11 protein-coding genes are annotated in these 26,642 nt (G+C 49.0%); 1 reads left to right on the top strand and 10 read right to left on the bottom strand.

Annotation, left to right across the window (positions count from 1 at the left end):
* Positions 1-968: 968 nt before the first annotated feature.
* The 10 genes from EBB_RS05210 to EBB_RS05060 form a co-directional block, all read right to left on the bottom strand.
* Positions 969-2,315: an IS5 family transposase gene (locus tag EBB_RS05210; RefSeq protein WP_225587194.1), complete on the bottom strand. Its 1,347-nt coding sequence runs from the start codon at positions 2,313-2,315 to the stop codon at positions 969-971.
* Between the two features lie 411 nt (positions 2,316-2,726).
* Positions 2,727-3,221, bottom strand: a complete 495-nt coding sequence (locus EBB_RS05205) for a hypothetical protein (protein WP_192392754.1) — start codon at positions 3,219-3,221, stop codon at positions 2,727-2,729.
* A 562-nt stretch (positions 3,222-3,783) separates the two neighbouring features.
* Positions 3,784-6,495, bottom strand: coding sequence for a UvrD-helicase domain-containing protein (locus tag EBB_RS05200; protein WP_225587246.1), 2,712 nt, complete (start codon positions 6,493-6,495; stop codon positions 3,784-3,786).
* Positions 6,444-7,790 (bottom strand): IS5 family transposase, encoded by a 1,347-nt coding sequence (locus tag EBB_RS05195; RefSeq protein WP_225587194.1) that lies wholly within the window; start codon positions 7,788-7,790, stop codon positions 6,444-6,446. Before EBB_RS05195 ends, EBB_RS05200 begins: the two co-directional genes overlap by 52 nt.
* A gap of 75 nt (positions 7,791-7,865) precedes the next feature.
* Positions 7,866-8,231, bottom strand: a complete 366-nt coding sequence (locus EBB_RS05190) for a hypothetical protein (protein ID WP_192392752.1) — start codon at positions 8,229-8,231, stop codon at positions 7,866-7,868.
* Positions 8,232-8,428: 197 nt separating this feature from the next.
* Positions 8,429-9,823, bottom strand: coding sequence for an HlyD family type I secretion periplasmic adaptor subunit (locus tag EBB_RS05185; RefSeq protein WP_192392751.1), 1,395 nt, complete (start codon positions 9,821-9,823; stop codon positions 8,429-8,431).
* Positions 9,824-9,844: 21 nt separating this feature from the next.
* Positions 9,845-11,116: a glycosyltransferase gene (locus tag EBB_RS05180; RefSeq protein ID WP_192392750.1), complete on the bottom strand. Its 1,272-nt coding sequence runs from the start codon at positions 11,114-11,116 to the stop codon at positions 9,845-9,847.
* Between the two features lie 126 nt (positions 11,117-11,242).
* Positions 11,243-22,813, bottom strand: coding sequence for a putative Ig domain-containing protein (locus tag EBB_RS25785; protein WP_223146800.1), 11,571 nt, complete (start codon positions 22,811-22,813; stop codon positions 11,243-11,245).
* 617 nt (positions 22,814-23,430) lie between these two features.
* Positions 23,431-24,105 carry a DUF5625 family protein gene (locus EBB_RS05065; RefSeq protein WP_192392749.1) on the bottom strand — a complete coding sequence of 225 codons (675 nt, stop codon included), beginning with the start codon at positions 24,103-24,105 and terminating at the stop codon, positions 23,431-23,433.
* Positions 24,106-24,339: 234 nt separating this feature from the next.
* Positions 24,340-24,912, bottom strand: coding sequence for a hypothetical protein (locus tag EBB_RS05060; RefSeq protein WP_192392748.1), 573 nt, complete (start codon positions 24,910-24,912; stop codon positions 24,340-24,342).
* 994 nt (positions 24,913-25,906) lie between these two features.
* On the opposite strand from EBB_RS05060, the gene EBB_RS05055 reads away from it, so the two are divergent.
* Positions 25,907-26,578, top strand: a complete 672-nt coding sequence (locus tag EBB_RS05055) for a hypothetical protein (protein ID WP_192392747.1) — start codon at positions 25,907-25,909, stop codon at positions 26,576-26,578.
* The last annotated feature ends 64 nt before the right edge of the window (positions 26,579-26,642 follow it).

Here is a 26,642-nt window from a genome sequence, read left to right as displayed (position 1 = left end):
AACCATTCCATATCCCTCATAGTCACGAACCTTGAATGCTATCTGCTGAAACGCTTGCTATGGTGTAAAAAATACTGACACCCATCTTGTAATTCATTGCTTACAAGGCTTCGTAAATCATTGACGTATATAGCATTTTATTTTAAATCCATAAGTTGATATTGTTAATAAAAGCGACAAATCAAGCATGAAAATAGTCCAATAATGTGATTCCGACTGCAATTGTATTTAGAATAGGTAAAGATTAGCGATTGTGCAATGTATTGCGATTAATATCGTGGAGCTGGAGGGTAATGCTCGCGGATCTTGCCTTGTTCGAATCTTTCAAACGTCGGCACCGTCAGTCTTTGCCCAGAGTTATGGGCTCAGGAACATCTGAAGCTTCCTACTGCCTGTGCTGGGCAGAAGCGCCACTCTAAGTTTGGCAGTCTAATCCAAGGCACGCAAATAAGGCATTTTCTCACGACATTGGGATACCATAGAGATGATGGGCACGAAAGGATCAATGCAGGAGGGCAATAAATTTGGATAGCATCTCAGCTTACGGTTTGCATTATACCGCTAAAATATTGTGGGCCGCCAAAATAGTTCTAAACTGATTTTTTTGCTGCAGGGCGCATTGCTGCTCTTCATGGAATCATTTAATACCAATTGATGATTTAGCTGGCTCTCCAAAAAACGAACAAAAAAGTTCTAAACTCGAATTTAGCTATTTGTCCCAAACACCAGATTTTGCAATCGGCACCACCGAATTCAGCCTTTACTTACTAAAAATTTCAAACCAACTCTTTCCTTCCCCGCTCAGCACTTTCCGCCAGATGCTTTGTTACTCGCATCATGATGAAGCGGAATGGGATGCTAGCTGCACGCAACAATGAGCGCTTTTCGACTGCCAATGCGCTAATCGGGTTCGCATTGAACATAACTAGTCGTCCCTGAAAAAGCCGATATTTTCCGAACACCAGCATTCAGGCCGACAATAAAAACGGCGCGCTCAATGGCCGCGCCAAAATCCGACATGGCGGTCTCCAAAAATGAGGCAAAAAAATCCTCAACTGCCTGAGGATCATACGGATATTGTGGCCAGCACCGCATAAGATGGCATGCATGGCATCGCCCAGTTCGCCTTTCAGGTAATTGCGGCCCAGCAATCCGTCGTTTTTGAGGTGCCCGATGACGGGTTCGATGGCATTGCGGCGTTTGAGGGCGCGTTTGAGTCGCCGGGTGTTTATTCCTCTCTTTTGCCGGGCTTTGTAAATGGTCACGTTCGGGACCTCGACACCACGGTATCCTAAATCCACAAAAGCTTCTTTTGCGCGTGTACCGCTTAGAATCTCCGCCTGTTCCAGACACGATTCCAGGGTGTGTCCATCGTAGGGATTACCGGAAAAGCTGCGGGCGCCGAGCACAAAATTACTTTTGTTGGTGACGGTGATGCCCACTTTGACGCCGAATTCATACTTCTTGTGGACTTTGCCTTTGGAAATGCATTCGACTTCCGTGGCGTGGAAACTGTACAGCTTGTTTTTATCCTGGGGTTGTTGGTTCAAAATCCGTTGGGTTTTCTCTAGCGTCTCTTTAAAAGCCAATTTGACTGCATCGGATTGATCCGTCAATTGGCGCTCGATATCTCGGTAAACCCGACCCACCAAAGTTTTGAGCTGTTTGAGCATTTTGCGTTTGCGCTTCATTTGCTTGGCATGACTGTACCGGTTCGCCATCATCAGCAAATAGGGGGCTTTGCGGTTGTAGTTCTGCCGTAGTGTAATCTCATGCTGCTCAGCCAGACGTACCATGTGCTGGCGACAGCGTTCATACAATTTTCCATCGGTCGGATACGTGATGGCTTTCTCTTGCACCGTGCTATCAACCGTCACCGATTCAAAATCCTGTTTCTTCACGGTCTTGCTGGCTACGCCAGCCTGGATCGTCACCGATAACATCCACTCGCAACCTTCTTCTCCGATCCGTTTTCGCCAATAGGTCAGTGACGTGGGGTGGCAAGGTATCTGGTGTTGGAAATACTCTTCGCCACAAAAATATTGCCAATAGGGATTTTCAAGCCACTGTGCCACGACCGCTTCGTCCGAGCGTGCAAACGCATGTTTGAGGTAATGAAGCCCGGCAATAAGACGCGTTGGCAACGCCGGAGCGCCTTGGTTCTCGGTAAAAAATTCACCGAACGCATCATCCAGTACTTTCCAATCGATCAAATTTGCCAGTTGGTAAAGCTCATGCTTCGGATTCAACAGGTCGGCCAGTGGTGTGTTGAATAGATCGATTTGGCCGCTACTTTCTTGGGATTTTGGCTTCATTTTCGATAAAAATTTGCAAGAAATTAATATCTATTTTACTAATTTCTTGCAATTATTGCCCGTCTTTTTCTTCAATTATTTATTGTGTTTCAATGCTTTAGCCGTGAATTTGTGGCTTTTCAGGGGCGACTAACTAAGGAAAATAGCCCTTGCATTTCGTCAAAGAAGACAAGGGAGTCAATCACAGGTTTTCTCCTGGAAATCCCCATTTCATTGCTGACTTAAACCACATTAATGATCGGAAGGCATAATGACTATAGCAAGCTACAGCATTCACTGTGTTGCCGCCCCTTGTTTACGCCAATAATTACGGCGATCATCTGATTACCCACCCCACTACACCGTGGGTATGGTCTCAACACTCACGACCCACGCTTTTGACGTACACCGCTTTCTGTCATGATAAGTCAATCATCGAATGGCTGTTTGAGCTGTACACAAATGAAACAATTCGATCAGATATTGGACATCTATCGTTGCTCGGTGTCTGCCACCGATTTTTTTGCGGGCATCTAGTTTAAGCTGTTCGTATAGTCGCCAGCGCTTATCACTATCGTCTTCAATTGGTGCCAACAACGGTAGCATCAACGAGTCGGAATGCGCGATATTAAATCCGGCAAAACCGTCAGATGAGCCTACGGAGTAGAGAGCTTCAATCCACCAGTCGTCAAATGGAACTCCATCCGCGTAAATAGTTTCACCCGGCTGGATAGTTTGGTTCATTCGTTGACAGAGGAATTTGGGATGCACACCTTGTTCCTCGCACAATTTTCTACTAATACCATGTAATTGCTGTGCATTGTAGTCCCAGTCAACCCAATCATCGACCATAGAAGGATTGATTAGATGGCTTTCGATATTACCGACTTGATCAGACCATGCAATCTCAATCGGATAGCTATCCATGCTTAGGCTGCTGGCTTCAATGTCAAGAAATCTGGGTAATATCATTTGAAAAATAAGTGGAAAAGGCTGACATGCATGTATCTAGGCTGCAGTATTTATTAATCGATGTCTCTATGGAATGGGCAGGTAATCCCTGAATTTAACATATGAACCATCTATAGGTGTGTTCTTAAGTTTCATCATGTGTTTCATTTTTTGCTAACTGACCGAGCAAAATCGCCCCTTCTGATCAGTCATGTTTCTACAAACCGGCTGTTGAGTCGTCTTTGGCTCGGCCGGGCCACTTTGCGACATTCAAAGAATTCAGGTTAATGGCAGGCGAACACCTGATAACAGCCATTTAATATTTATAGTTTGAGCGGCGAATATCCTATGACATTGGCTGGAGGCAGTACTAGCCTCTTTGTGAGATAGCGTGGAAACCTCAAGGCATCTTCATAATCTGAACGGCAGAAGAATGGCCACAAATCTTCATCCCCATTCCCGTGAAAATGGTGATCGAGTCGCTTTGTTAGGATTCCAATGGAAATCAACCATAGAAGCGGGCGGACAACCACCCAATCTATGATCTAGTTCTCGCTGTCTGCAGATCAATAAATTGTTCAGTATGGGAGCATGAAAACTCCGTGTCTTTTCGATAATGGGAGCAACCCCAGAATTGACCGTATGCCCCTTTCCTAAGAACCATGGCCCCATCGCAGCGTGGACAAATCGGTTCGACGAAATCACAGCGACGATTGGCACATACCCGAAACCGACCTTGGGTTTTCAAACTGCCGCCGCACCATTGGCAAGCGCGTTGTGTGTGATTGCATAAAGGATACTGGTTACAGCCGAAAAAGCTGCCGTACTGGCTATCTCTGGGTACCATGTAGCCGGTTTTACAGGCCGAGCAAGGAATGTTGGCCATCTGCTCTTGAAAGCCTTTGCCGGTAAACGCGTCGATGTTGATCGCATAGTGATTGTCGACCAGCTCTCTGATGAAGGGCGAAGGGTTTAGACCATTGGTTACCAAGTAGACATGATGCCGTGCGCGGGTTAGCGCCACATAAAACAAGCGGCGTTCTTCGGCATGTTCAAAGGCCTCAGCTTGCGGCAGCAATAGCTCTAGTAACGGATGGATGGCTTTTTCCGAAGGGAAGCCATGTTTGCCTTTATCCAGGCCAAACACCACCACGTAATCGGCCTCTTTACCTTTGGAGGCGTGCACGCTCATAAATTGAATGTTCAGTTGCCGATAGCGGCTTCTTAGCGCGGCCATATCCGGTTTTTTGAAGTTAAATCTGGCTAACAGCAAAACACTGGTGGGTTGACTGGTTTTCGCGGCAATGGCGTCTAGCGCAGCCGTGATGCCGACTAACTCCTGATCGGTTTTGATCAGCGATAGGGCTGCGCCTTGGATGTGCCGATGACTATGAATCTGTTTAATAATCTGGCCGGGGTTTTGGGTGACAAAGCGTGACGCCACCTCGCCGATTTGATTGTTAAAGCGAAAAGTTTGATCCAATACGCTGGTCGCGGTCACGCCGAAGTGGCTTTCAAAGTCTTTGGTCAGTGAGACATCACTCCCGGTAAAACGATAGATGGATTGCCAGTCATCACCGACACCAAACAAACTGCATTCTGGCTGCTGAGCCATTAACGCTTTCAGAAGACGCGCACGACTAGCCGAAATATCCTGAAATTCATCGACCAATAGATAGCGATACGGTGAAATGTACCGACCCGCTTCCACATATTCAATCGCCCGGCCAATCATGTCATCAAAATCAATAGTGGCGTTGTCGCGCAATTGCTGCTGATACGCTTCATAGATCGGTTCAAATAAGTACGCCGCAGCGCGCATCCGTTCCTGATCTTCATGCCGGTTTGCTTTTTCTACCAACTGTTTAATATTCAAATAGGCGGATTTAAACAAGCTTAGGATCTGCGCCATCAACAGACTAAATGTTGATACTTGGCCCAGCTCATTCAGCTGGGCCAGTAACTTATCTTGCGCCAACGGTTTGAACTGGACGCCGGCTGCCTCTAATTTTTCACTCAATACCTCAGTCAATCGCCCTTGTTGTTTCAAATAACTGTAGGTTTCGATCAACGGCGTCTGATACTTTTGGTGCAAGGCACGTTTCCAGGTCATACCTGCCAGATAAGTTTGCTGATCAATAAACGGCGGTGTTTGGTTATGTTCATTGACGGCAAAATGCTCGATGTAAATGCCGTAGTCTGGGAGATAAAAATCCGGTTGATAAACGCGGTAATCCGGCCCCGAGGTGTTGACCTGGTAATTGGCCTCGTATTGGTAAGCAATACCTTGCCGGTACAGAAAATTGGCAATCTCGCACTCTTCATAGCTTTTCACCAATTCCCCTTGAAGAGTGCGAATGTCATTCTCCAAGATATAGGCGTGATAGGCACCCAAACTGTTAAAGTTGAACTGGCTTTTGTAGGGATAGGTAAAGCGTAGGAAATAGGTCAACAAGCGTGATCGATAACGATCATCGGTCAGTAACTGTTGAATCTGCTGTTCAACAAACGCTGCTCGTAAAGCATCATCTTCCGCCATTTTATCGATGGCGGGCACGACACCTTCAACTTGACTGATGATGTGTTTACCGAGACTGTGAAAAGTCTTGACCGCCAGGTTTGGAACACCCAGTTTGGCCTGGATGCGCTCGCTCATCTCCTCGGCCGCTTTCCGAGCAAAGGCTAGCATGAGAATTTGTTCGGGTTTGGCTAGACCGGCGTTGATCAAATACCCAGCTCGACCGATCATGGTACTGGTTTTCCCGGTGCCCGCGCCCGCTAAAACCAAATTATGCTGCTCATCAATGATACAGGCGTTCCGTTGCGACTCGGTTAATGGGTTGGATTCAACCGTATCGAAAAAGCTCTGAAACAGTCGAGTTTGTTGTTCTACAAACCGCTGGTTGAGCGTTGCAATCTGTTCAATGCCGTTTTCAAGCAGTGGCAGAACATGTTGATAATCTTGCATAGCCTCTGGCTCGATATGCCGCAAACAATCACGACGCTTCAGACCTGGGGCTAACCACAGATGGCGATTTAGCCATTGTTCGGCAACCGCATGGCGAATATATCGGTTGGCGGACAACAGCAATCGAGCTTCTTGCGCAGCTTGCTTCAAAGCGGGCGAAAACTGCTGGTAAAAGCGTTTGATGTAATTAGTCGTCCCTGAAAAAGCCGATATTTTCCGAACACCAGCATTCAGGCCGACAATAAAAACGGCGCGCTCAATGGCCGCGCCAAAATCCGACATGGCGGTCTCCAAAAATGAGGCAAAAAAATCCTCAACTGCCTGAGGATCATACGGATATTGTGGCCAGCACCGCATAAGATGGCATGCATGGCATCGCCCAGTTCGCCTTTCAGGTAATTGCGGCCCAGCAATCCGTCGTTTTTGAGGTGCCCGATGACGGGTTCGATGGCATTGCGGCGTTTGAGGGCGCGTTTGAGTCGCCGGGTGTTTATTCCTCTCTTTTGCCGGGCTTTGTAAATGGTCACGTTCGGGACCTCGACACCACGGTATCCTAAATCCACAAAAGCTTCTTTTGCGCGTGTACCGCTTAGAATCTCCGCCTGTTCCAGACACGATTCCAGGGTGTGTCCATCGTAGGGATTACCGGAAAAGCTGCGGGCGCCGAGCACAAAATTACTTTTGTTGGTGACGGTGATGCCCACTTTGACGCCGAATTCATACTTCTTGTGGACTTTGCCTTTGGAAATGCATTCGACTTCCGTGGCGTGGAAACTGTACAGCTTGTTTTTATCCTGGGGTTGTTGGTTCAAAATCCGTTGGGTTTTCTCTAGCGTCTCTTTAAAAGCCAATTTGACTGCATCGGATTGATCCGTCAATTGGCGCTCGATATCTCGGTAAACCCGACCCACCAAAGTTTTGAGCTGTTTGAGCATTTTGCGTTTGCGCTTCATTTGCTTGGCATGACTGTACCGGTTCGCCATCATCAGCAAATAGGGGGCTTTGCGGTTGTAGTTCTGCCGTAGTGTAATCTCATGCTGCTCAGCCAGACGTACCATGTGCTGGCGACAGCGTTCATACAATTTTCCATCGGTCGGATACGTGATGGCTTTCTCTTGCACCGTGCTATCAACCGTCACCGATTCAAAATCCTGTTTCTTCACGGTCTTGCTGGCTACGCCAGCCTGGATCGTCACCGATAACATCCACTCGCAACCTTCTTCTCCGATCCGTTTTCGCCAATAGGTCAGTGACGTGGGGTGGCAAGGTATCTGGTGTTGGAAATACTCTTCGCCACAAAAATATTGCCAATAGGGATTTTCAAGCCACTGTGCCACGACCGCTTCGTCCGAGCGTGCAAACGCATGTTTGAGGTAATGAAGCCCGGCAATAAGACGCGTTGGCAACGCCGGAGCGCCTTGGTTCTCGGTAAAAAATTCACCGAACGCATCATCCAGTACTTTCCAATCGATCAAATTTGCCAGTTGGTAAAGCTCATGCTTCGGATTCAACAGGTCGGCCAGTGGTGTGTTGAATAGATCGATTTGGCCGCTACTTTCTTGGGATTTTGGCTTCATTTTCGATAAAAATTTGCAAGAAATTAATATCTATTTTACTAATTTCTTGCAATTATTGCCCGTCTTTTTCTTCAATTATTTATTGTGTTTCAATGCTTTAGCCGTGAATTTGTGGCTTTTCAGGGGCGACGAATTAGATACGTGCCGCTTGAAGAATAACCGAATCTGCGTAGATTGGGCTTTATTGACACCGCCAAAGCGTATGCTTTTGCCGCCCTCTTGGCCAAACACCAACACATCCCAGAACCAGCCGGATTCCACCGACACCACAGGATGAATTCTTAGCAGTTCGATGGCATGTTTACGACGTTTATTATCGTAAAACAACAGGGCATCGTTTGTCAGTGTGAACGAATGAAATCGATTATCTGAAGCAAACCAACGCGCCCATGCACTGAGTTGATAGTTGGGTACATCTGTTGAAGAAACGGTGGCATTCATCCTGAGATTAATGGGGTGTCCTGGGTATTTGTCGCTTTAGTTCGCTAGCCAAAACGCATGCGACGAGCTCTCCGTCGATTAAGCCGTTGTCGGCCATAAAAGCTGACATGAATTTTAGCGGTTGTTTATAAACGGGTATACCAACTAAGCGCTTTCCCAACACATTGATCAACTGTAGACCACGAGCAATCTGAATGTTAGCGTTCTCGGGCCGCCTCGTGAAAGGCTTTACGTACCGGCGAAAGTAGATATTCTAATACCGTACGAGTGCCAAGTTTGATTTCTGCGGAGACTTGCATACCAGCTGTCAGTAAATGCTGTTGCCCTTCATTTTCCAGGTAAGGAGCTCTCAAATCAGCTAATGCCCTATAGGCCAATGGAACTGCGGTTTTATTGTTTTTTTCAGCAGGCTGAGACATACCATCCGAAGATTGTTTATCTACGGCATCGGCACTGACATGACTAATGCTTGCTTCCACCAGACCATATTTCTGAAATGGAAACGCCGCGAGTTTCAATTTAACCGGTTGTCCAGGTCGAATGAAGCCAATATCTTCATTGGTAACCCATACTTCCGCACGCAGGTTCTCATTTATAGGTACCAGCGTCATAAGGATGGTGCCCGGTGAGGCAACCGTACCGATGGTATGCGTCGCTAGGTCCTTGATTACAGCAGCTTGTGGCGCCTTGAGTTCGAGTAGTTCGTTTCGATGTTCGATTTTTGCTAATTCCTGACGTACCTTTTCCAATTTTGTAGAGACATCGACCCTATCGGCTTGTAGTTGACGTAGATAATCGGCGGTAATCTGTTCAATATGCGTCCGGCTTTGAGTGATAGTCGCTTTCGCTGCCTGTATCACCGATGCTTGGGTCAATAAATCCTGCTCCTTTTCAATTCGTTCACGGACTTTTTCATTGGCTTGGATGCGCCCCCCGTATCCCCGTTTAGCGAGTTGTTCAAATGCGTTTTCCTGCTCACGGTAATGCGGCAAGGTTTGAACTAATTTTGTTTTGACTTGCTCTGCTGCCGTCAAATCATGCTGGGCTTTTTCCAATACGCTACGCTCTTGCGACAGTGCGTTGCGGTAGGCATGGATATTAGCTGCGTATTGTGACGCAACTTGGCCGTACAGTTCCGGTGGATCGAGATCATCTTTTTGCAACGGATGCTCGGACAATTGGGCATCAATACGTCGCAGTGCGAGGCGATTGCTATGGTAATCGTTAGTCAGTGTTTTACGGTCAGCATCTGAATATACGGCATCCATGCGCATTAATACTTGGCCGGCTTCTACGCTTTCGCCCTCCTGCACTAAAATGTCCTTGACGATCCCCTGTTCCGCTGGTTGAACAATTTTGAGATAACTACTGGGTACAAGTTTGCCTTCGGCCACCGCGACTATATCGAGTTCACCAAACGCCGCCCATGCCAACAGAAACACCAATAGAATAAGTAGTGAATAAAGCACTACACAGGCCATTGGATGCGGTGGCTGCCGTTGTATCCGCAATAAACCAGGCTGAAAATCCAATAGTTGTCCGCTATTCGTAGCGGGTTTGCCGGGCGCATTATTGAGATTGATGTGGCTCATAAAAACATAGCTAAATTAGGACTAGTGAATCGATTTTATGGGTGGCGTTAGCGATTGATCAGGCCCTGATGAACTTACCTTAACCTGACTGATACTGCGGCGTGACAATATCGTCTCTACTAAATGCACCGATTTATCGACGGCTTGATGGGGCTTGAAATCGGCATAGCGGTTTGCGAAATCAATGGCGTTCTGCCGATAAACCGGATTGCAAAGCAAACGCTCTAACAATTCAGAGAAATGCCCCTGAGTTCTCCATTGCTTGGCTACAAGACCAGCCGTTAAGTTCTCAATACACTGCCCCATCAAATACTGTTCGATATTTTGCGGAACGAGTAACAAGGGAATGCCGGCTAACAAACAGGCGCTGACTGTACCGATGCCTCCGTAAGTTATTGCAATATCAGTGGATTTTAGCAGCTTAGAATCTAAGCGCCCTGGTCGCGAAAATACCTGAAAACGCGGTGTAACGAGCTCTTCAGCTAGTGCACGTCGAATACCCGGCGCAACGACGATAACTTCGGCGGACAGCTTGGACAAGGCCGTCAGTAAGGCCTCGAAACCGGGTACGCTAGGTCGTAAATAGGCGAATATATGTGTGTTGTGTTTTGTGGACCAACCGATTGCTTGGCCGGCATCACGACGATAAATAGGCCCGGTATAGTTTTCACCGTTGCGCATTCCGTAATGATCGAGTTCCCCAAAAGTTGCCAATATCTTGCCAGCATCTTCGAATAGTTCCGAGATTTGGCTTAGCGTCCGCTCACCTAAGGCTGTAGCAATGGCATTGAGTCGTTCCAAAACACATTCTTCAGATCGACATAACCTATTGTCATCTATGGTTTCCCACGGCCTGATTGACGGCAATGGCGAGCAATTCGGAGGGATTTCAAAACCGCTGCCAACGATTGTAGAGGGTAACCCGGCCAATCGAGCCGCGAATAGCGCAGTAGGCGCATGATCAGCCACGATGATATCCGCGTTGAACATTTTCATCAGACTCAACCAGCTCCGCACCATTCCCCACAACGCTGCATGTTCACTGTAGCCAGACGCCAAAAGCATTTCGGCATAATTGGCAGGGGGTCTAACCAAGCGTTTATCACTGGTATCAAGCGGGGCTTGGGTAAACGCAAGACCATGCGGCCCAAGCAAATTCGCCGCCACAGTAGTATCTCGAACGACAAAAAACACTTGATGGCCTTTCGCTCTCATGCGCAGAGCGATAGGTAACTGGCGGGTTAGGTGACCATAATTTGCGCCCAATTCCCAAGCAAAAAAAATGCGACTCATGCAATGCTATCCATATGCCCCTGGCAACCTACACAGGAAGCATTTATTTTGAAAGACACGAAGATCCTAGTATTGGGGTGCCGTCAAGCAGTCGGAAAACTGCATTACGCCACCCCGTGACCTGATTTACACTAACTTCGTCATCCCTTCTTGCAAACTGGATAGAGAATGCAGAGTTTGGGTTTGTGTGCCCAATCCAGGTGCCGCAATGGTTTCTTGCGCGGCGCTAGTGCTAATACCGCTCAAACTACCATTTTTGCCGTACTGATAAGCCAAGTCGCCGCCGAAGGCTTCGGTATCGCTACCGCCTAAGTGGAATTGGCTCAAGGCATTACTCAGCGCCCAACTGGAAAGACCAGGCCTAGACGCTCTAGCAGCATCAAAGGAATTGACTAAACCAGTGAAATCAAACGTTTCGATTTTGTTATCCATAAGCGGATTGGCTGAGTTTTGATCAAATCCAGTCATGGCCTCTGTCACTACCTGCAAATTGAGAACCGTTTTATGCCCGGCGCCATCATACCAATCCTCGAATTTGATTCGATCGCCATTACCCATGTCCAATACCAGATCACCCCCATTCTTACGGAATTTTAAATCGCTATAGCGAATACCGCCGCCAAGCGACAAGGTATCGTCCCGCACGCCTGTGGAATCCAGCGTATCCGACCGGTCTCCTCGATTGAACAGAATCACGTTGCTGCCTCCGGACAGCTCCAATTCGTCATTGCCGATACCACCAATTACAACGGCAGCATTACCGTAGACAGACAAGTCATCGTCGCCGGCTCCGCCATCCATCAAATTGTGACCATTAATGTCTCGTAAGCTGTCGTTGCCGTAGCCCCCCTGCAAAAGGTCATTTCCGAACCCGCCGGATAGTTGGTCGTTACCAGTTCCGCCTTGCAATACATCATAGCCAGCACCGCCATCAATGCGATCGTCACCGCCACCACCCAGCAAAAGATCGTTGCCGGCTGACGCCCAGATTATGTCTTTGCCGCTACCGCCATCGACTTTGATGTCACCATATCCATAGCGGCGGCTAGTCAAATCGACCACGTCGTCACCACCGCCCATTTGAATTTCTTCGATTCCGAGCAATCGGGGGCCTATCTGGCCAGCGGGGTAAGGACTGATATCATCATCCAGCAATAAAGCATCGCTACCCGAAGTAGCCTTCAGGATGTCATATCCGGCGCCACCATTGTAAATATCGTAGCTCCGATTTCGCTCCGCCAGACTGGCAGTTTCAGCGGTGCCTTGATATCCTGGACTACCAACATTGGTACTCTGCTCGGATTCGTCTTCGCATGAGTGCTCGCCGTCGTCATATCCATGATGATGGTCGTTTTCGTCATCCTCATGATCTTCGTGATCGTCGGTCCAGCGGCCATCAACTGAGTACAGCAGGGTATCGTCCCCTAAAGCTGCTTGCAGCCAATCCCGACCCGCTTTACCGTTGAGCGTATCGTCACCGGCTGTTCCGATGAGCATATCGTCGCCGTCGGTACCATTGATAATTTGTCCTTGCACCACATTCGGCGCGATATTCAACACAAAATCATCAACTACCGATAAACCGCCAGCATCGCTTGCTACTATACGGAGCGACACGATACCCACATCCAGCGCACCGGGCATACCGCTTAACGTACGCGATGTACTGTCGAAACTTAGCCAGTTCGGCAATGCGCTGCCATCGGCCAACCTTAGATCGTAATTCAGCGAGTCACCCGCATCGATATCCATAAAGGCATTTGCCGGAATCTGATAAGCGAAAGCAACACCTTCCTGCGCCGCTTGATCGAGAACCGGGACCACTAGTATCGGTGCATCGTTGATATTGGCAATAGCGAGATCAAAATTAGCCGTCGCGCTAGCGCCGACTGAATCGGTGGCTGTCAAACGGATACTCAGATTGCCGACATCACTATTCGCCGGGGTACCGGAAAAACTCAAAGACGCCGCATCGAACGTCAACCAACTTGGCAATACGGCACCATTGGATAAGGTCGCCGAATAACTCAAGACATCTGCTGCGTCTATATCGACGAAACTGTCGGCCTGCAGTGTGTATTGAAAAGCTTGATCCTGAGTTGCTGTCTGATTAATCAGCGGGGTTGTGAGGAAAGGCGCGTCATTCACATTTTGCACGGTTAGCACAAAGCTATCTTCCGCAGTACTTCCGGCCGAATCGCTCACCAACAGTTTGATCGAGTATGTCCCAACTTCATTGTTACCTGGAGCACCACTGAAACTTTGTGTGGGAGCGTCAAAGCTCAGCCAAGCCGGTAAAGGCTGCCCGTCAATCAGCGTCGCACTGAAACTTAACGTATCGCCGGCATCGATATCCACAAAGGACGCCGGAGGTAGGGTGAATAAAAACGGCTGGTTTTGGGTTGCGATTTGATCAGCGAAAGGCGTTAACAATATCGGAGTATCGTTTACGTTCGTCACGTTGACGGCAAAATCGGCTGTTACATGACTGCCGGATGTATCCGTGGCCGCGAGCCGAATAGCCAAGCTACCGACATCGGCATTCGCAGGTGTACCGCTAAAGCTCAGCGATGCGGCATCAAAAGCTAACCAACCAGGCAGCGCTGAACCATCCAGCAACGTGGCAGAGTACGTCAAATGGTCACCCTGATCGACATCGACGAAAGTCGTGGCAGGCAGAGTGAATGTCAACATTTGATCCTGAGTAGCGACAATATCGCTGGGGTCAATTGCTACGATTGGTGCATCATTGGCGTTTATGATAGCCAAATTCCATTGCGTTTCCGCCGTCGCACCGAAAGCGTCGGTACCGGTTAGCCGAATCGCATAGCTGCCAACTTGTTCGTTTGCCGGCGTACCGGAGAATGTCGCGGTAGCTTGATCGAAATGCAACCATGCCGGTAACGCACTGCCATCAGCCAAGGTGGCCGACAAAATCAGTGCGCTATTGGCATTGGCAAACAGATCGCTTGGCACTTGATAGTGTATCGGCTGATCTTCCCAAGCCATATGTTCGGCCAATACCACACCGACGCCCGGTCCGGTATTGAGCGCGGCTTCAATCGGCAATGCCCCGCCATCGGCAAATTCGAAGCGATCTATGACTTGACTACCAAATACGCCGCTAGGATCGTAATTGAGAATACGCACTGCGTCGCCTTGGTTACCATAAGACACCGTCAGCGTAGTGCCGTCGCGCACCAGTGTCAGATCGTCAGGCCCTATACCCTCTCCAAAACTTAAGGTATTAGCATAGCCATCCAGCAAGGCGTCGTGGATTGTATCGATACCGTCACCTAGGTTAAAGACGTAGGCATCCCGGCCCGCACCACCCAGTAGGGTGTCATCGCCACTTCCGCCGGTCAACACGTCGTCACCATCACCGCCATAGAGACTATCCACACTTTCATAACCATACAGGCGGTCGCCCAGGTTTGTTCCGCTTAAAGTATTCCCGTTTTGATCACCCTGTATGACAAATGTACTTCTGACCAGCTGTCCAAAATCCACTACGCTACCATCCGCAAATCGAAAACTGTCCACAGCGCGTGGGCTGTTTTCGACATCATTGGGATCGAAACCTTGCAGACGAACCTCATCGCCGTTGTCTCCCACACGGATGATGAACCAACCCGGCTCGCCGTTAGTGGGAGCTTCGAAATGCAAATGGTTGATCAAATCTTCCTGTGTGATACCCGCACCAAACTCCAATTGGTTGCCCGCACCCATTTCGGCGCTATCAACGATGGTTAGCACCCCGTCACCTACATTAAACAGATAGCTGTCGTCGCCCGCGCCGCCGTCGGCCGTATCGTTACCTGGACCGGATTCAATACGGTCATTCCCCTCATAGCCGAATATTCGATCAGTGGTGGCGGTGCCAAATAGCACATCATTATCTGTTGTGCCGTTGATATCGAAGCCGCGTGCAAGTAACTCCGCGTAACTGACTAATGGTCCTGAAGCACCTAACTGGTAATGCTCAATGGCATGCGCACCGAATGGATCATTGCGATTGAAACCGGATAGGCGAACCTGATTGTCTGCATCCGGATAGTCAAGGATTAACGTACCCGTTCCAGCATCCAGACTCAATTCGAGTGCGTCACCATCAAAATCCTCGGCGGTAAACACCAAGGTATTGCCGGCACCGGCTTCGGCTGAATCGGTAATGCTATCCGTCCCTTCATCGGTGCCGATCAGGTAGACATCGTCGCCGGCACCGCCGTCCATTGTGTCGTCACCGGCTAGAGCGCGGAAAATATCTGCTTGATTACTACCTGTCAGTTCATCGTTATTCGGTGTGCCGACGATTTCTATACCGAGCTCCAGTAACTCAGCAAAATCCAAACTCGATCCATCGGTAAACTGAAAACGCTCAATCGGCGTTAGGACTTCAGGATCGGCCGCTTGAAAACCGGTCAAACGAATTTGATCGCCGAAAGGACCGACGTGGATTGTTAACACATCATCTTCAAGACTCAGCTGTAAGTCGCTCTGGGTTATACCGCTGCCAAAGCGTATTTCATTACCCGAATCGATACCTGCCAAATCGGTGATCGTGTCGATGCCATCGCCAAGATTGAACACGTAAACATCATTACCGTTACCGCCTTGCAATGTGTCGTTACCCCGACTGCCGACTATAAAGTCATTGCCTGCCGCACCCACGATACGATCTTGCAGGAAGGTGCCATCCACGTAATCGTCCGCATCCGTTCCCGTCAAATCAAAACCACGTGCCAGTAACTCGATATGAGTAAGCTCAGTGCCGTCGGCAAACTCGTAAATGGCCACCGCATTGTCTTCATCGGGATAGTCATGGGTAAATCCACTCAATCTGACAATATCTCCCACGGCGCCGGTATTGATGACCAAATTGAGCTTATCGTCATAAGACAAGGTCAATGACTCGGGATCTATACCCTCACCGAATATCAAACGGTTGCCGTCGCCATCGGCTACGTCAATGATAGTCAGATCACCGTCACCCACATTAAAGTGGTAGGTATCGTTACCTTCCCCTCCTTCGGCAATATCGGCACCCGGTCCGGCATTGATGTCGTCGTCGCCTGAACCAGCCAAAATCGTATCGTCACCGATTCCTCCCATCAAGAGGTCGTCGCCGCTACCCGCTTCTATCCTGTCATCGCCGGCACCACCATCAATAATATCGTCGCCGGAACCCGTAGCGTTCACATCGTTACCAGCCTGTGCATCCACGATGTCGTCGTTCTCGTTGCCGAGAATTTGGTCATCGCCATCGGTGCCAATATTGCCGTTGGCGTAGTAAGGCGTGCCAAATAGATCATCAGTTTGTGCATACGCTACCGCATAACCACCGCCCATTGGGGCAGCCGTACCCGTCAATTCGAATTCCGAGGCGTTATTATGAAAAATGGCGAGTGGCTGCGTGCGATCTGACGAAATCAGTCCCGGTGCCTGGGTCGCAACCAGTCCGGCCAAATCGAAAATACGTGCATGCCCCTCGGCATCAATAAACTGTAACCGGGCAACCGCCGGATCTTCAGGTACTGAATAACCATCCCACACCCGGAACCAAGGTAAAGTGATACTACCCCCCGCGCCGCCATCTAGCAGCAATACCAAATTGCCTTGAGCATCCACCGTCGCGGAAATATCATTGGGATTAATACCCACGCCGAACGTTAGGGTATTGATTGCTCCATTATTGGCATAGGTATCCAGATAATCGTCGCCGTCACCACGATTAAAGGCAAACGTATTGTTACCGTCACCCCCATACGAATAATCATTGCCGCGTCCACCCGCTATGATATCGTCTCCGCTATCCCCGTAAACCGAATCGTCGCCGTAACCGGCTGCAATGACATCATCGCCATAACCGCCAACAATAATGTCTTCATTGGCACGGGCATCAATCTTATCGATACCGTCATAGCCATAAATCTCGTCGTCGGCCACGCTACCTAACAGAAATTCGTTCGCATTGTTGCCGTACTGATTGCCTATCACCCCAGCATCCGCCCGTGCCAAAACCTCGCCCAATGTCAGTTCAGTGCCGTCGGCAAATACAAAACGGCGTACTTCAAAATCTTGCAGCGTGGTATAGAAGCTGTAATAGCTACCACCATAACCGCCACCGTAATCGATACCACTGTAATAACTTTGCAATTCCAGCAACAGACCGTCGTTACCGCCCACGCCAACAGCCAGTAACAGTCCGTCTCCATAATTGCCGCCGTAACCGCCACCATATCCGCCGCCGTAACTTCCCCCGTAAGAGCTACCATAACCTCCGCCGTACCCACCGTAGCCACCACCATACCCTGACGAACCCGCATCGCGGATTTGCACCAACAAATCGGCGGCACTGACGCCGGGTCCGAATACCACAGCATCGTCGCTAAATCTGAACGGTTCAGCCAGAATATGATCGAAGCCATCTCCGCGATTCAGAATATACGTATCGGCGCCGCGACCGCTAACGAGTTCGTCGTCGCCAGCCCCACCGGCTAGGACATCATTGCCAGGCGTACCATAGGTGTCGTCGCCATACAGCCTATCGCGACCGGCGCCGCCATGTAGCTGGTCATTACCGTTATTGCCATACAAGGTGTCTTCTTCTGCGCCGCCTTGCAATACGTCATCGCCTTCGCCGCCATAGAGCCAGTTTGCGCCACCTTCGTCTTGTAGCGTGTCGTTACCGGCTTGACCGTACAACTCGTCATTACCCGTTCCGCCGTTCAGCGTGTCGTTACCGTCTCCGGCATAGATTTCGTCGCCACCGGCAGCGCCGAACAGCGTATCGTCGCCTTCCAGGCCAATGATGATATTCGCCCCATCTGTACCTGCCAGAATATCCGCATTCGGGGTACCGAGCAGTGTGTTACTGTTGTCCGCAATACTGGCTAACAAGGTTATCGTATCGACATTCCAGCGCGTGCCGTCGGCAAATTGCAAAAACTCGACCTGATTCCAGCCGCCATAGTTAAAGTTAATGACACGCAAGCTATCGGCGCCGCCGGCGATACCGATCAATAAATCGTTACCGTCGAAAGACAGCGCGACATCAGTTGTGGCAATGCCGGTACCAAGACCTATAGTATCCGTCCCATCGTCTTCATCGATAACATCATGCCCATCGCCCGGATTAAACAGGTAAGTATCGTTACCGCCACCCCCATAGAGCAGATCGCTGCCGAGACCACCGCTCAGCGTGTCGTCGCCCCATGCACCGTCCAACATATCGTCGCCGGCATCGCCGGTGATAACATCATTGGTATAAAACCCTAACAGCTCGTCATCGGCTGAGGTACCCAGCAACACTTTTTGCCTGATGACGTCAAGGTTCCAGACCGTGCCATCAGCGAAGCGGATTTCCTCGATTTGATTCAGTTCTGAATAAAAACTGTCTTTGACCGTCAAAACATCCGTCGAATCCTGCAAAGTCAGCACCAAATTATTCCCTTGGCGGCTGAGTCGCACGTCGGTGGGAATCACGCTCTCGTCTAGCGTGATGAAATCGTTAATATCATCGTAGCTTCCGGCATCCGAGATCGAGTCGCGACCATAACCGTAACCGAATTTATAGCCATCGTTACCGACACCGCCAGTCATGCCATCCTGGCCGGCACCGCCGTCCAGGATGTCATTACCTAGGCCCCCCGATAAAGTATCATCCCCGGAGCCGCCAATCAGTTCATCGTCGCCGGCTTCGCCAAACAACCGATCATTGCCTGCCAAGCCGGTGATGGCATCGCCAGTGGCGTAACCGACGATGTCGTCGTCGCCGGAGCCGCCCATCAAACTAAAGGCAACCGCATCGGCAGCCGTCCATACCGTGCCGTCGGTAAATTCGATACGCTCTATCAGGTTAGCGGCTTCCCGACCCGGTTGTGGGTTGAACCAATTTTTGACGGTTAATGTTTCGCCGGTTTCCTGAATAACAAAACTGAGATCGTTACCGCGATGCCTGACTAGCACATCAGAGGGGAGAATATCGATGGCAAAACGGATGGTATCGCTATTACCTATTGAGGCATCGCTATCGATGATGGTGTCGTGCCCGTATCCCCGGCCAAACAGATAAATATCGTTACCTGCTTCGCTAGTGGACCATTGGCTACCGCCGTAAAGCATATCGTCGCCGCTGCCGCCATCCAGTATGTCGCTGCCCGTTTCGCCGTACAAAATGTCATTGCCGGCATCGCCATACACACTATCGTTACCGTAACCGCCGTAGGCTCTATCATTGCCGTCGCCACCGCGCAGGGTGTCATCGCCGCCATCGCCGAACAACATATCGTTGCCGGCTAGCCCTTCGTAGCTTTCGCCCTGCCGGCCGCCTCTAAGATAATCGTCTGACTCGGTACCTATCAGACTCAAATGACTTTCCAGGTAAGAAATATCCCACGCCGTGCCATCGGAGAATTCGACGCGCTCGATTTTGTTGTCGTCGCGATCGAAGGCAAACCAATCCTGAATAGTCAGACTGTCCGCGCCGTTGTCCATGCTCAACACCAGATTATTGGCTACGCGCAAAATACTCACATCGCTCGGTGTTACATTGGGGTGAAAGCGGACAGTATCGGTGTCGACATGTTTTAAATCGGTATCCAGCACGGTGTCGTGACCGGAGCCAAGGCCGAATAGATAGGTATCGTTGCCGCTACTGCTGCCATACCAGTAGGGTATCTGGTTGGTGATCGTGTCGTCACCCTGGCCGCCATCGATAATATCGTCCCCAAAGCCTCCTTCAATGTGGTCGCTTCCGATGCCGCCCTCTATCTGATCGTTACCTTGCCCCCCGTCTATGTGATCGTTACCCGCTTGGCCAGTGATGATGTCATCGGTAAAAAAAGCCGGAATGGTGTCGTCCTGATCGCTGCCGGCCAAGATCATTGCCCGTAGCTCGGCTTCGGTCCACACCGTGCCGTCGGCGAATTCGATGCGCTCGATCCGACTGACGGTGTTTTCGTTATAGTAATAATATCCCTGGATCGTGACCCGGTCAGCGCTGCCGGCAATACCTAAATCCAGATCAAAACCGTTGATGCTGACTTGCACATCGCTCGGCGCGATGTCAGCCGCAAAGACCAATCTATCGACATTGAAGCTAGCGTTATCATAGTCGATGATGGTATCGTGACCACTACCACGCCCGAAGCGGTAGGTATCGGCGCCATTATCGTATTCGGTTCCGTAGTAGCGGATATTGGTGTAGTAGTTGACGCTGTAATCGCCCCCCACCAGAGTATCGTCGCCGGCACCACCATCTAGCGTATCGTTTTCCGATCCTCCCAGTAGCAAATCATCGCCGGCATTGCCGCTCAAGTTATCGTTGCCAAGACCGCCGTGGAGTTCGTCGTTACCGCCCAGGCCTGTGATGGTATCGGCGGCATAACTGCCCTGAATAACATCGTCGCCTTCGGTCGGTTGCGCCACGGTATGCCGCAGCAGTTCATCCGCATTCCATACAGTGCCATCGGCGAAATGAATGGCAGGAATTGAGCGGCGCATCAATTCTCGGGGGTTATTGTAGGCGTTCCACCAGCCGTTAAATCCGCTATTCGCTTGAATGGTTAAAGTTTCGCCGGTGTCAATGATGCGCAGCCTTACTTCCACACGACCTAGCATCTCGACCTGGATGTCGGCGGCCGTTAGTCCCTCCAGTAGCAATACGTTGCTGCCGTCGCCATCACTTAACACATCCTGGCCACTGCCGCGCCGGAACAAGTAGACATCGTCGCCGCGCCCCCCCTTTAGTGTGTCATCACCGCTACCGCCGTCGAGCCGGTCTTTGGCGTAGCCGCCCTGGAGTAGGTCGTTGCCGCCGCCGCCCATCAGGATGTTATCGCCGTTGCCGTCGTAGAGGGTGTCGTTTCCAGCACCACCCAGCAAGACGTCATTGCCGTCGTTGCCGATCAGGGTATCGGCCTGGTCGCCACCCAGCAGAATGTCGGCAGCCCCGCTGCCATCCAGCCGGGTGATACCGGCGGCAGTGATCCGGACGCCGAAGGTATTGAAAACTTGTTGCAATTCCGGTGTGACAGGGTTGGCGCGCAGCGCGTCTTCCAGGATATTCCAGGCCTTAAAATCAGTCCCCTGGAATTGCTGTTGTGTGGAGCGAGTAAATTCGATCAGGTCGGTAATGCCTTCGACCGGGTTGGTTTGCACCTTTTCGGTTAGGGTGGTTTCCAGTGCCGTGAAGTCCAGGCGGATACCATTGTCGTCCAGTTTGAGGGCGACTTGGTCCAGCAAGGGTTTGAAGCGGGTTTGCAGCAGCAGGTTTTGGTAGACGGTTTCTCTAAGGGCGGAGTAACCTTGATCGAGCGCGTATAGCTGGGCCTGGGCGAAGTTGACCAGCAGGCGCTGGCTAGGCTCTCCCACCGCTGGACGGTAGCTGTAGTCGGTGGATAAGCCCAGAATGGCTGAGCTGCCGGGCTGGTTTTGTCCCGGCAGGTTGAAGAAGTAACGGCCGTTAAAGGCTTCCAGCACATGAATCTTTTGATTCCAGCTGGCGATCAGGGCTTTGTAGTCGGCATCGACGAAGGCGTCGTTGGCGCCGTCGGGCGAGAGCGTGCCACCGTTGGCGGTCACGGCGGCTGCCGGCAGCAGATGACTGCTGCGACTGACGTTGCCGAAGCTGTCGTAGCGAACCCGGAAGTGCGCAGGGTCGCGCTGATCCATACTGTTGGCCATACCGGCGGTATCGGCCCAGGCGCTGAGCAAGTGGTCCAGCAGCGCCAATTGCTCGCTACGCGTCGCGGCTTGGTTGTATTGGGTCAATAGTGCGTTGACCGTAGTGGACTGGCTGGCGGCTTGCTGCAGGTCGCGGACTTTGCCAGCGCCTTGCAGGTTGGGCAGGGCACTAACGCCCTCGGCCAGCGGCACGGGTTCGCTGAATTGGCTGCGGAAGGTGTCGGCGGCCAGGTTGATCTCGGCGATTTTGCCGGTCGAGCCGTCATTGTGGTTGACATCGGCCTGGCCGAGCAGGCGGTTGCCGTTACCTAGGGCCTGGTTGACGGTGGTGTGGGCGAGCGCGATAGACTGGATACCCAGATCGGCCAAGGTGAACAACTCGCCGCTTTGAGAGACGCCGTCCTGGTTAAGGTCGCGCCAGACCCGTAAGTCGGCGAAGCGGGCATCTGAGGCATCGATACGGCCGTCAGCATTGCTGTCTTCTTGCGCCAATGCCGCGAAGCCGTCGGCAGCGGCTTTACCGTTCGCCAGTAAAGTGCCGTCGCCGAACAGCTCACGGCCCGTGTCTATCGTGCCGTTGCCGTTACGGTCCAGCACCAGCAGGCCGTCGTCGGCCTTGACCCAGCCGGAGGCGGTTTTGACACCGTCGGCGTCGTGGTCGAAATAGACATTGCCGATACCGGTGGTCTCGACGCCGTCGCCATCCAGATCCAACACCAAGGGGTCGCGGCGGGGAACGAAGGCTTGGGCGGCGGTGAAAAATGTTGCGATTGCCCCAATCGGAGTCATCAAATAAAGCGGATTGGTGAAGATAAAACTTAGCAGGTCATTCTTAAATTTACCCACCACCGATGACAAAAAATCCAAAAGAGATGCGGGAAGATTAGGATTTTGACCTGCATTAAGCTCAACTTGCCGATCATAGATTTTGCTGAGTTGGCTAATGACATCAGACGAATATTCCTGAACTACGGCATTGGCGGTTTCCGTAGTCCTCTGTAAGAAATCCAAAATAGAATCCGGTGTATTGGCATTGGCACCAGGACTTAATTCTTTCTGCCGATCATAAACTTTGCTGAGCTCATCGGCTATTTCTATAAAATGCTCTCCACTAGCATTTATGGTGGATATTATTAAATCTTTATATAAATTTGCCGCAACAGTAGCATCGACAATAAGATTAACTTCTGGTGCATTCCAGGTCGGCCAATAAAAACCTTCGTATCCAATTGGATTTAGTCCGCCGACGCTCAATGCTTTCCACGTGAAATCGATGCAACTGTTATCTAAACCGTCATAATCCATATTGAAATCAGAACCAGATGGATTTTCTCCAAATGCTTTCAGAGCGTCATATTGCTCTTGGGAAATTTCAATAGTTTTGCTGTAATCGTGATCTAGATAGTTATAGCTATCATCTTTGTATCTCTGCCCTGGAGCAAATGGTTGACCATGATGGTTTTCGTCAGGAGCGAAACCATAACTTAATCCTGTTTCTCCACTTCCATCACTAATCTCATACCACATGTGGCCAACAGTAGAATATCCAGGGCTACCTGTTCCATCATTTCTTAGAGGTATTCCTGGACCTGCAATATAAATAGTTACTGTATACATCAGTTATCTCCCTATTTTCCACCGTGTGGAAATGTAATTTTGAAAGTAATTGGAGTCTGGTTTAACTCTGAAGATGTCGATAGAACATCAACATCAACTTTATAGTGTCCTGTTTTCAATGGCAAAACCAAAAGCTGTTTTTCAAGATGCGATGCTCCAAATGAGCTCAAGCCTATGTTATGTGTATCAATATCTCTATGAAAAATAGGGCTTATATTGGTACCATTAATTGCATAGACAGTAATTTTTATAGAAAGAACAGCCGCTTGGAGTTTTTTATCTGGAAGCCATTTTCCAGCATAGAGACGTTCAGTATCTTCAATTGGTATGTTTGCCTTTTCTGGAGCATCTATCCAACCACCTTCTCCTCCAGCTAATTCCCAGACTCGTTTTCTAGAAATTTGATCATTTTCTTTAAATAAATAATTTAGATCTAAAGCGAACAACTGATGCGAATCGTCAATAATTTGAAATTCAGTTTCGACCTTATTTCCTATATTTTTCACATCAAAAGGCAATTCTATTGGCGGCACAGGAGGCCAAATATTTTCGTCTTTATTCTTAGAACAGGCGGAGTTTCCTACCAAGCCAATAACTGGAATTAGAATAAACATTAACATTAACGTTAACTTTCTTTGTGGGTATGGGAGGGGGAATTTATAATCGTATTTTGTAGCTTTTTTCATATAGTTATTTCCAAGACCGTAAGGCGTAATAACCAGCGGGCATTGCGCCGTATTGCTGTTTGTTTTGCATTATTCAAATTCATATAAATCTCTGTCATGTCCTATTCAGAACTATAGCGGGGCCATTGCTGCGTCGGTGTGATACGGCGACTTTCATCTTTTTCTCATCATTTAGATGCGGTATTTCACAAACCAGCTATGGCATTTGCCTGATTTTTAAGGTGCGCTGATGTTTCAAGCGGCTAACTGCCTGGAAGGATGGTCCTGGTTATCGATTGGCGAAGCAGATGCCAGGGCAGTAATCGCCAGAGTCTTTGAGATTGTTACCCCATACAAGGTCTCGGCTTGCTCATTCTCGGGCAGCACATTTTGGCCGTCGCTTTCCAGGCGGCGGGAGACGCGAACATTGAAAGTATCGAAAACCCGCTGTAACTCCGGCATGACGGTTTGAATGCGCAGAGCGTCTCCCAGGATGTTCCAAGCCTTAAAATCCGCCCCCTGGTGTTGCTGTTGTGTGGAGCGGGTGAATTCGATCAGGTCGGTGATGCCTTCCACCGAATTGGTTTGGATGTTTTGGCTTAGCGTGGCTTCCAGTGCGCTGAAGTCCAGGCGGATGCAGTTACTGTCCAGTTTCAGCGTCACTTGATACAGCAGTTGTTTGAAGCGGGTTTGTAGCAGATTTTGATAAACCAATTCTCTAAGCGATTTGAAAGTCTGACTCAGGATGATCATCTGTTCCTGCGTGAAATTGACTAGTAAGCGCTGGCCGGGCAGATTGAAAAAATAGCGACCATTAAAAGCTTCCATCGCATCAGGCTTGCAGCTCCCGGTAATGATTCGCTTACCGAATGCTTTCTCCAGATGTATTTTGACGCACTGCGCTTGTACGGTCTGTGGTCTGCTGAGGTATATCGAATGTCTGCGGAAAGATATCAGTCTAAGTCCGATCCTTCGCGTAATCACTTTTATCGAATCCATTCGCTTTAGTTTGTTCATTAAATTGGTTATTAGATTTAAATAGTTCTTGATCCTTGCAATATGCAAGCAAATATTGCGCCAATTTATTTCGCATTGTACGGCGAAAGTAAATAGAAAAATTCATCATACAAATACCTGCATCCAATATCTAACTGAATTTCGGACGAAAACAAAGGCATACCTCAAACAAAACATAGTCCGATTGGAGTGTTTAGATTCAATGCCCCGCCAAGCATGTTGAAATATAATTATTCTATAATTAAGTTGAATGTAAAACAATTCGACACTTACTTTTGCCGCGATCAATGTAAGCCATTGCTTACATTTTATCAAAAATAGTATTCAATCAATTGTTTATGAATTTATAAATATTTGTGTTTTTCAAGCTATCCCCATTCCCAGTGATTAAATAACTGTCAGATTTTTTGACAGTCGGCATGGCACTTCTCTTTGATATGTCGATAAGGTTTTTAGTAACCACCTATTTCCTGATAGCCTCCAACGTCTCTTGTTTTTCGTAGGCGACCAGCGCTATATTTTCACCATTGCGGACAACTGCGTCGAGATGTAAGTTTTTTGGCAATTGATGCGCGATAAACAACATAGTGCCAAAGTTTTCATTGGGCTCGCGGGATGCTTCAAAGTTGCTGAGGTACGTGGGTAATCAGGAAAATATTTGGCCTATTTTCTTTAAAATTTTCTGCTTGCCAATTACAACATTTATTCAGCATGCTTTCACCGACTATTTTATCAAGTTATTTTAAATTCCGAATTTGTCAAAAAGCGTTTACAGCGATGAAACGCAGTTACTAAGATAATATCAATGAATTTGATAATTGAATATTTCAATCCAAACAATGACGAAAGACATCAAGAATACCTTGATTGCCTCCAAAAAAATATCGCGAATGATTTAATTCAAAAAGTCCATGTATTTATTTCGGATGGCTCCGAGCTGGATATGGCATGCGGGAAAATTATAATCAATCGATCCAGGCAACGACCGACCTATTATGAGTTGTTTAACTATTGCAATGAGAACTTAAAAGAAAAAATTTGCATCGTCGCAAATGGCGACATTATATTTACAAAAGATATTTGTTTTTTTAATACCATTTCCTTGGATAAGGTTTTTATCGCTTTAACCCGATGGGAGTTGGTATTGCATCAACAGCAATGGATTCCAGCCCCTTTTAAGAAAGGTACCTCTCAAGATGCTTGGATTTTTAAAGCTCCGGTTTTAACCTGTGAGGAAATGAATTTTAATCTCGGAAAGCCCGGTTGTGACAATAAAATTGTCAAATTAGTTTACGATCTTGGGTATGAAATCAGAAATCCGGGAAACGGGTTGGTTACAATTCATAATCACAGAAGTCAATTTAGAACTTATACCGAGAAAGAAAGAGTGCCTGGTCCGTACCTTTTAGTGCTTCCAAACCAAGATATTACAAAAAAAGCCAGATTACTGGAGATTCCCGGCTTTTTTGAAAGCTAGTAATCTGGTTAATTCACCGGCAAGGCTATAATGTTTGAATCTCAGCTTTCTAAATCACCACGGA

It is taken from the genome of Methylomonas fluvii (genome assembly GCF_014850975.1).
Classification (GTDB): domain Bacteria; phylum Pseudomonadota; class Gammaproteobacteria; order Methylococcales; family Methylomonadaceae; genus Methylomonas; species Methylomonas fluvii.
The sequence above is the reverse complement of the archived record's forward strand: the minus strand, read 5'-3'. Positions and strand labels throughout refer to the sequence as shown.

Bases quoted from the DNA above. Each gene is read 5' to 3' on its own strand.
- EBB_RS05190 (WP_192392752.1), bottom strand. From the start codon at position 8,231: ATGAATGCCACCGTTTCTTCAACAGATGTACCCAACTATCAACTCAGT.
- EBB_RS05055 (WP_192392747.1), top strand. From the start codon at position 25,907: ATGAATTTGATAATTGAATATTTCAATCCAAACAATGACGAAAGACAT.
- EBB_RS05185 (WP_192392751.1), bottom strand. From the start codon at position 9,823: ATGAGCCACATCAATCTCAATAATGCGCCCGGCAAACCCGCTACGAAT.
- EBB_RS05210 (WP_225587194.1), bottom strand. From the start codon at position 2,315: ATGAAGCCAAAATCCCAAGAAAGTAGCGGCCAAATCGATCTATTCAAC.
- EBB_RS05205 (WP_192392754.1), bottom strand. From the start codon at position 3,221: ATGGATAGCTATCCGATTGAGATTGCATGGTCTGATCAAGTCGGTAAT.
- EBB_RS05200 (WP_225587246.1), bottom strand. From the start codon at position 6,495: ATGTCGGATTTTGGCGCGGCCATTGAGCGCGCCGTTTTTATTGTCGGC.
- EBB_RS05195 (WP_225587194.1), bottom strand. From the start codon at position 7,790: ATGAAGCCAAAATCCCAAGAAAGTAGCGGCCAAATCGATCTATTCAAC.
- EBB_RS05065 (WP_192392749.1), bottom strand. From the start codon at position 24,105: ATGAAAAAAGCTACAAAATACGATTATAAATTCCCCCTCCCATACCCA.
- EBB_RS05180 (WP_192392750.1), bottom strand. From the start codon at position 11,116: ATGAGTCGCATTTTTTTTGCTTGGGAATTGGGCGCAAATTATGGTCAC.
- EBB_RS05060 (WP_192392748.1), bottom strand. From the start codon at position 24,912: ATGGAAGCTTTTAATGGTCGCTATTTTTTCAATCTGCCCGGCCAGCGC.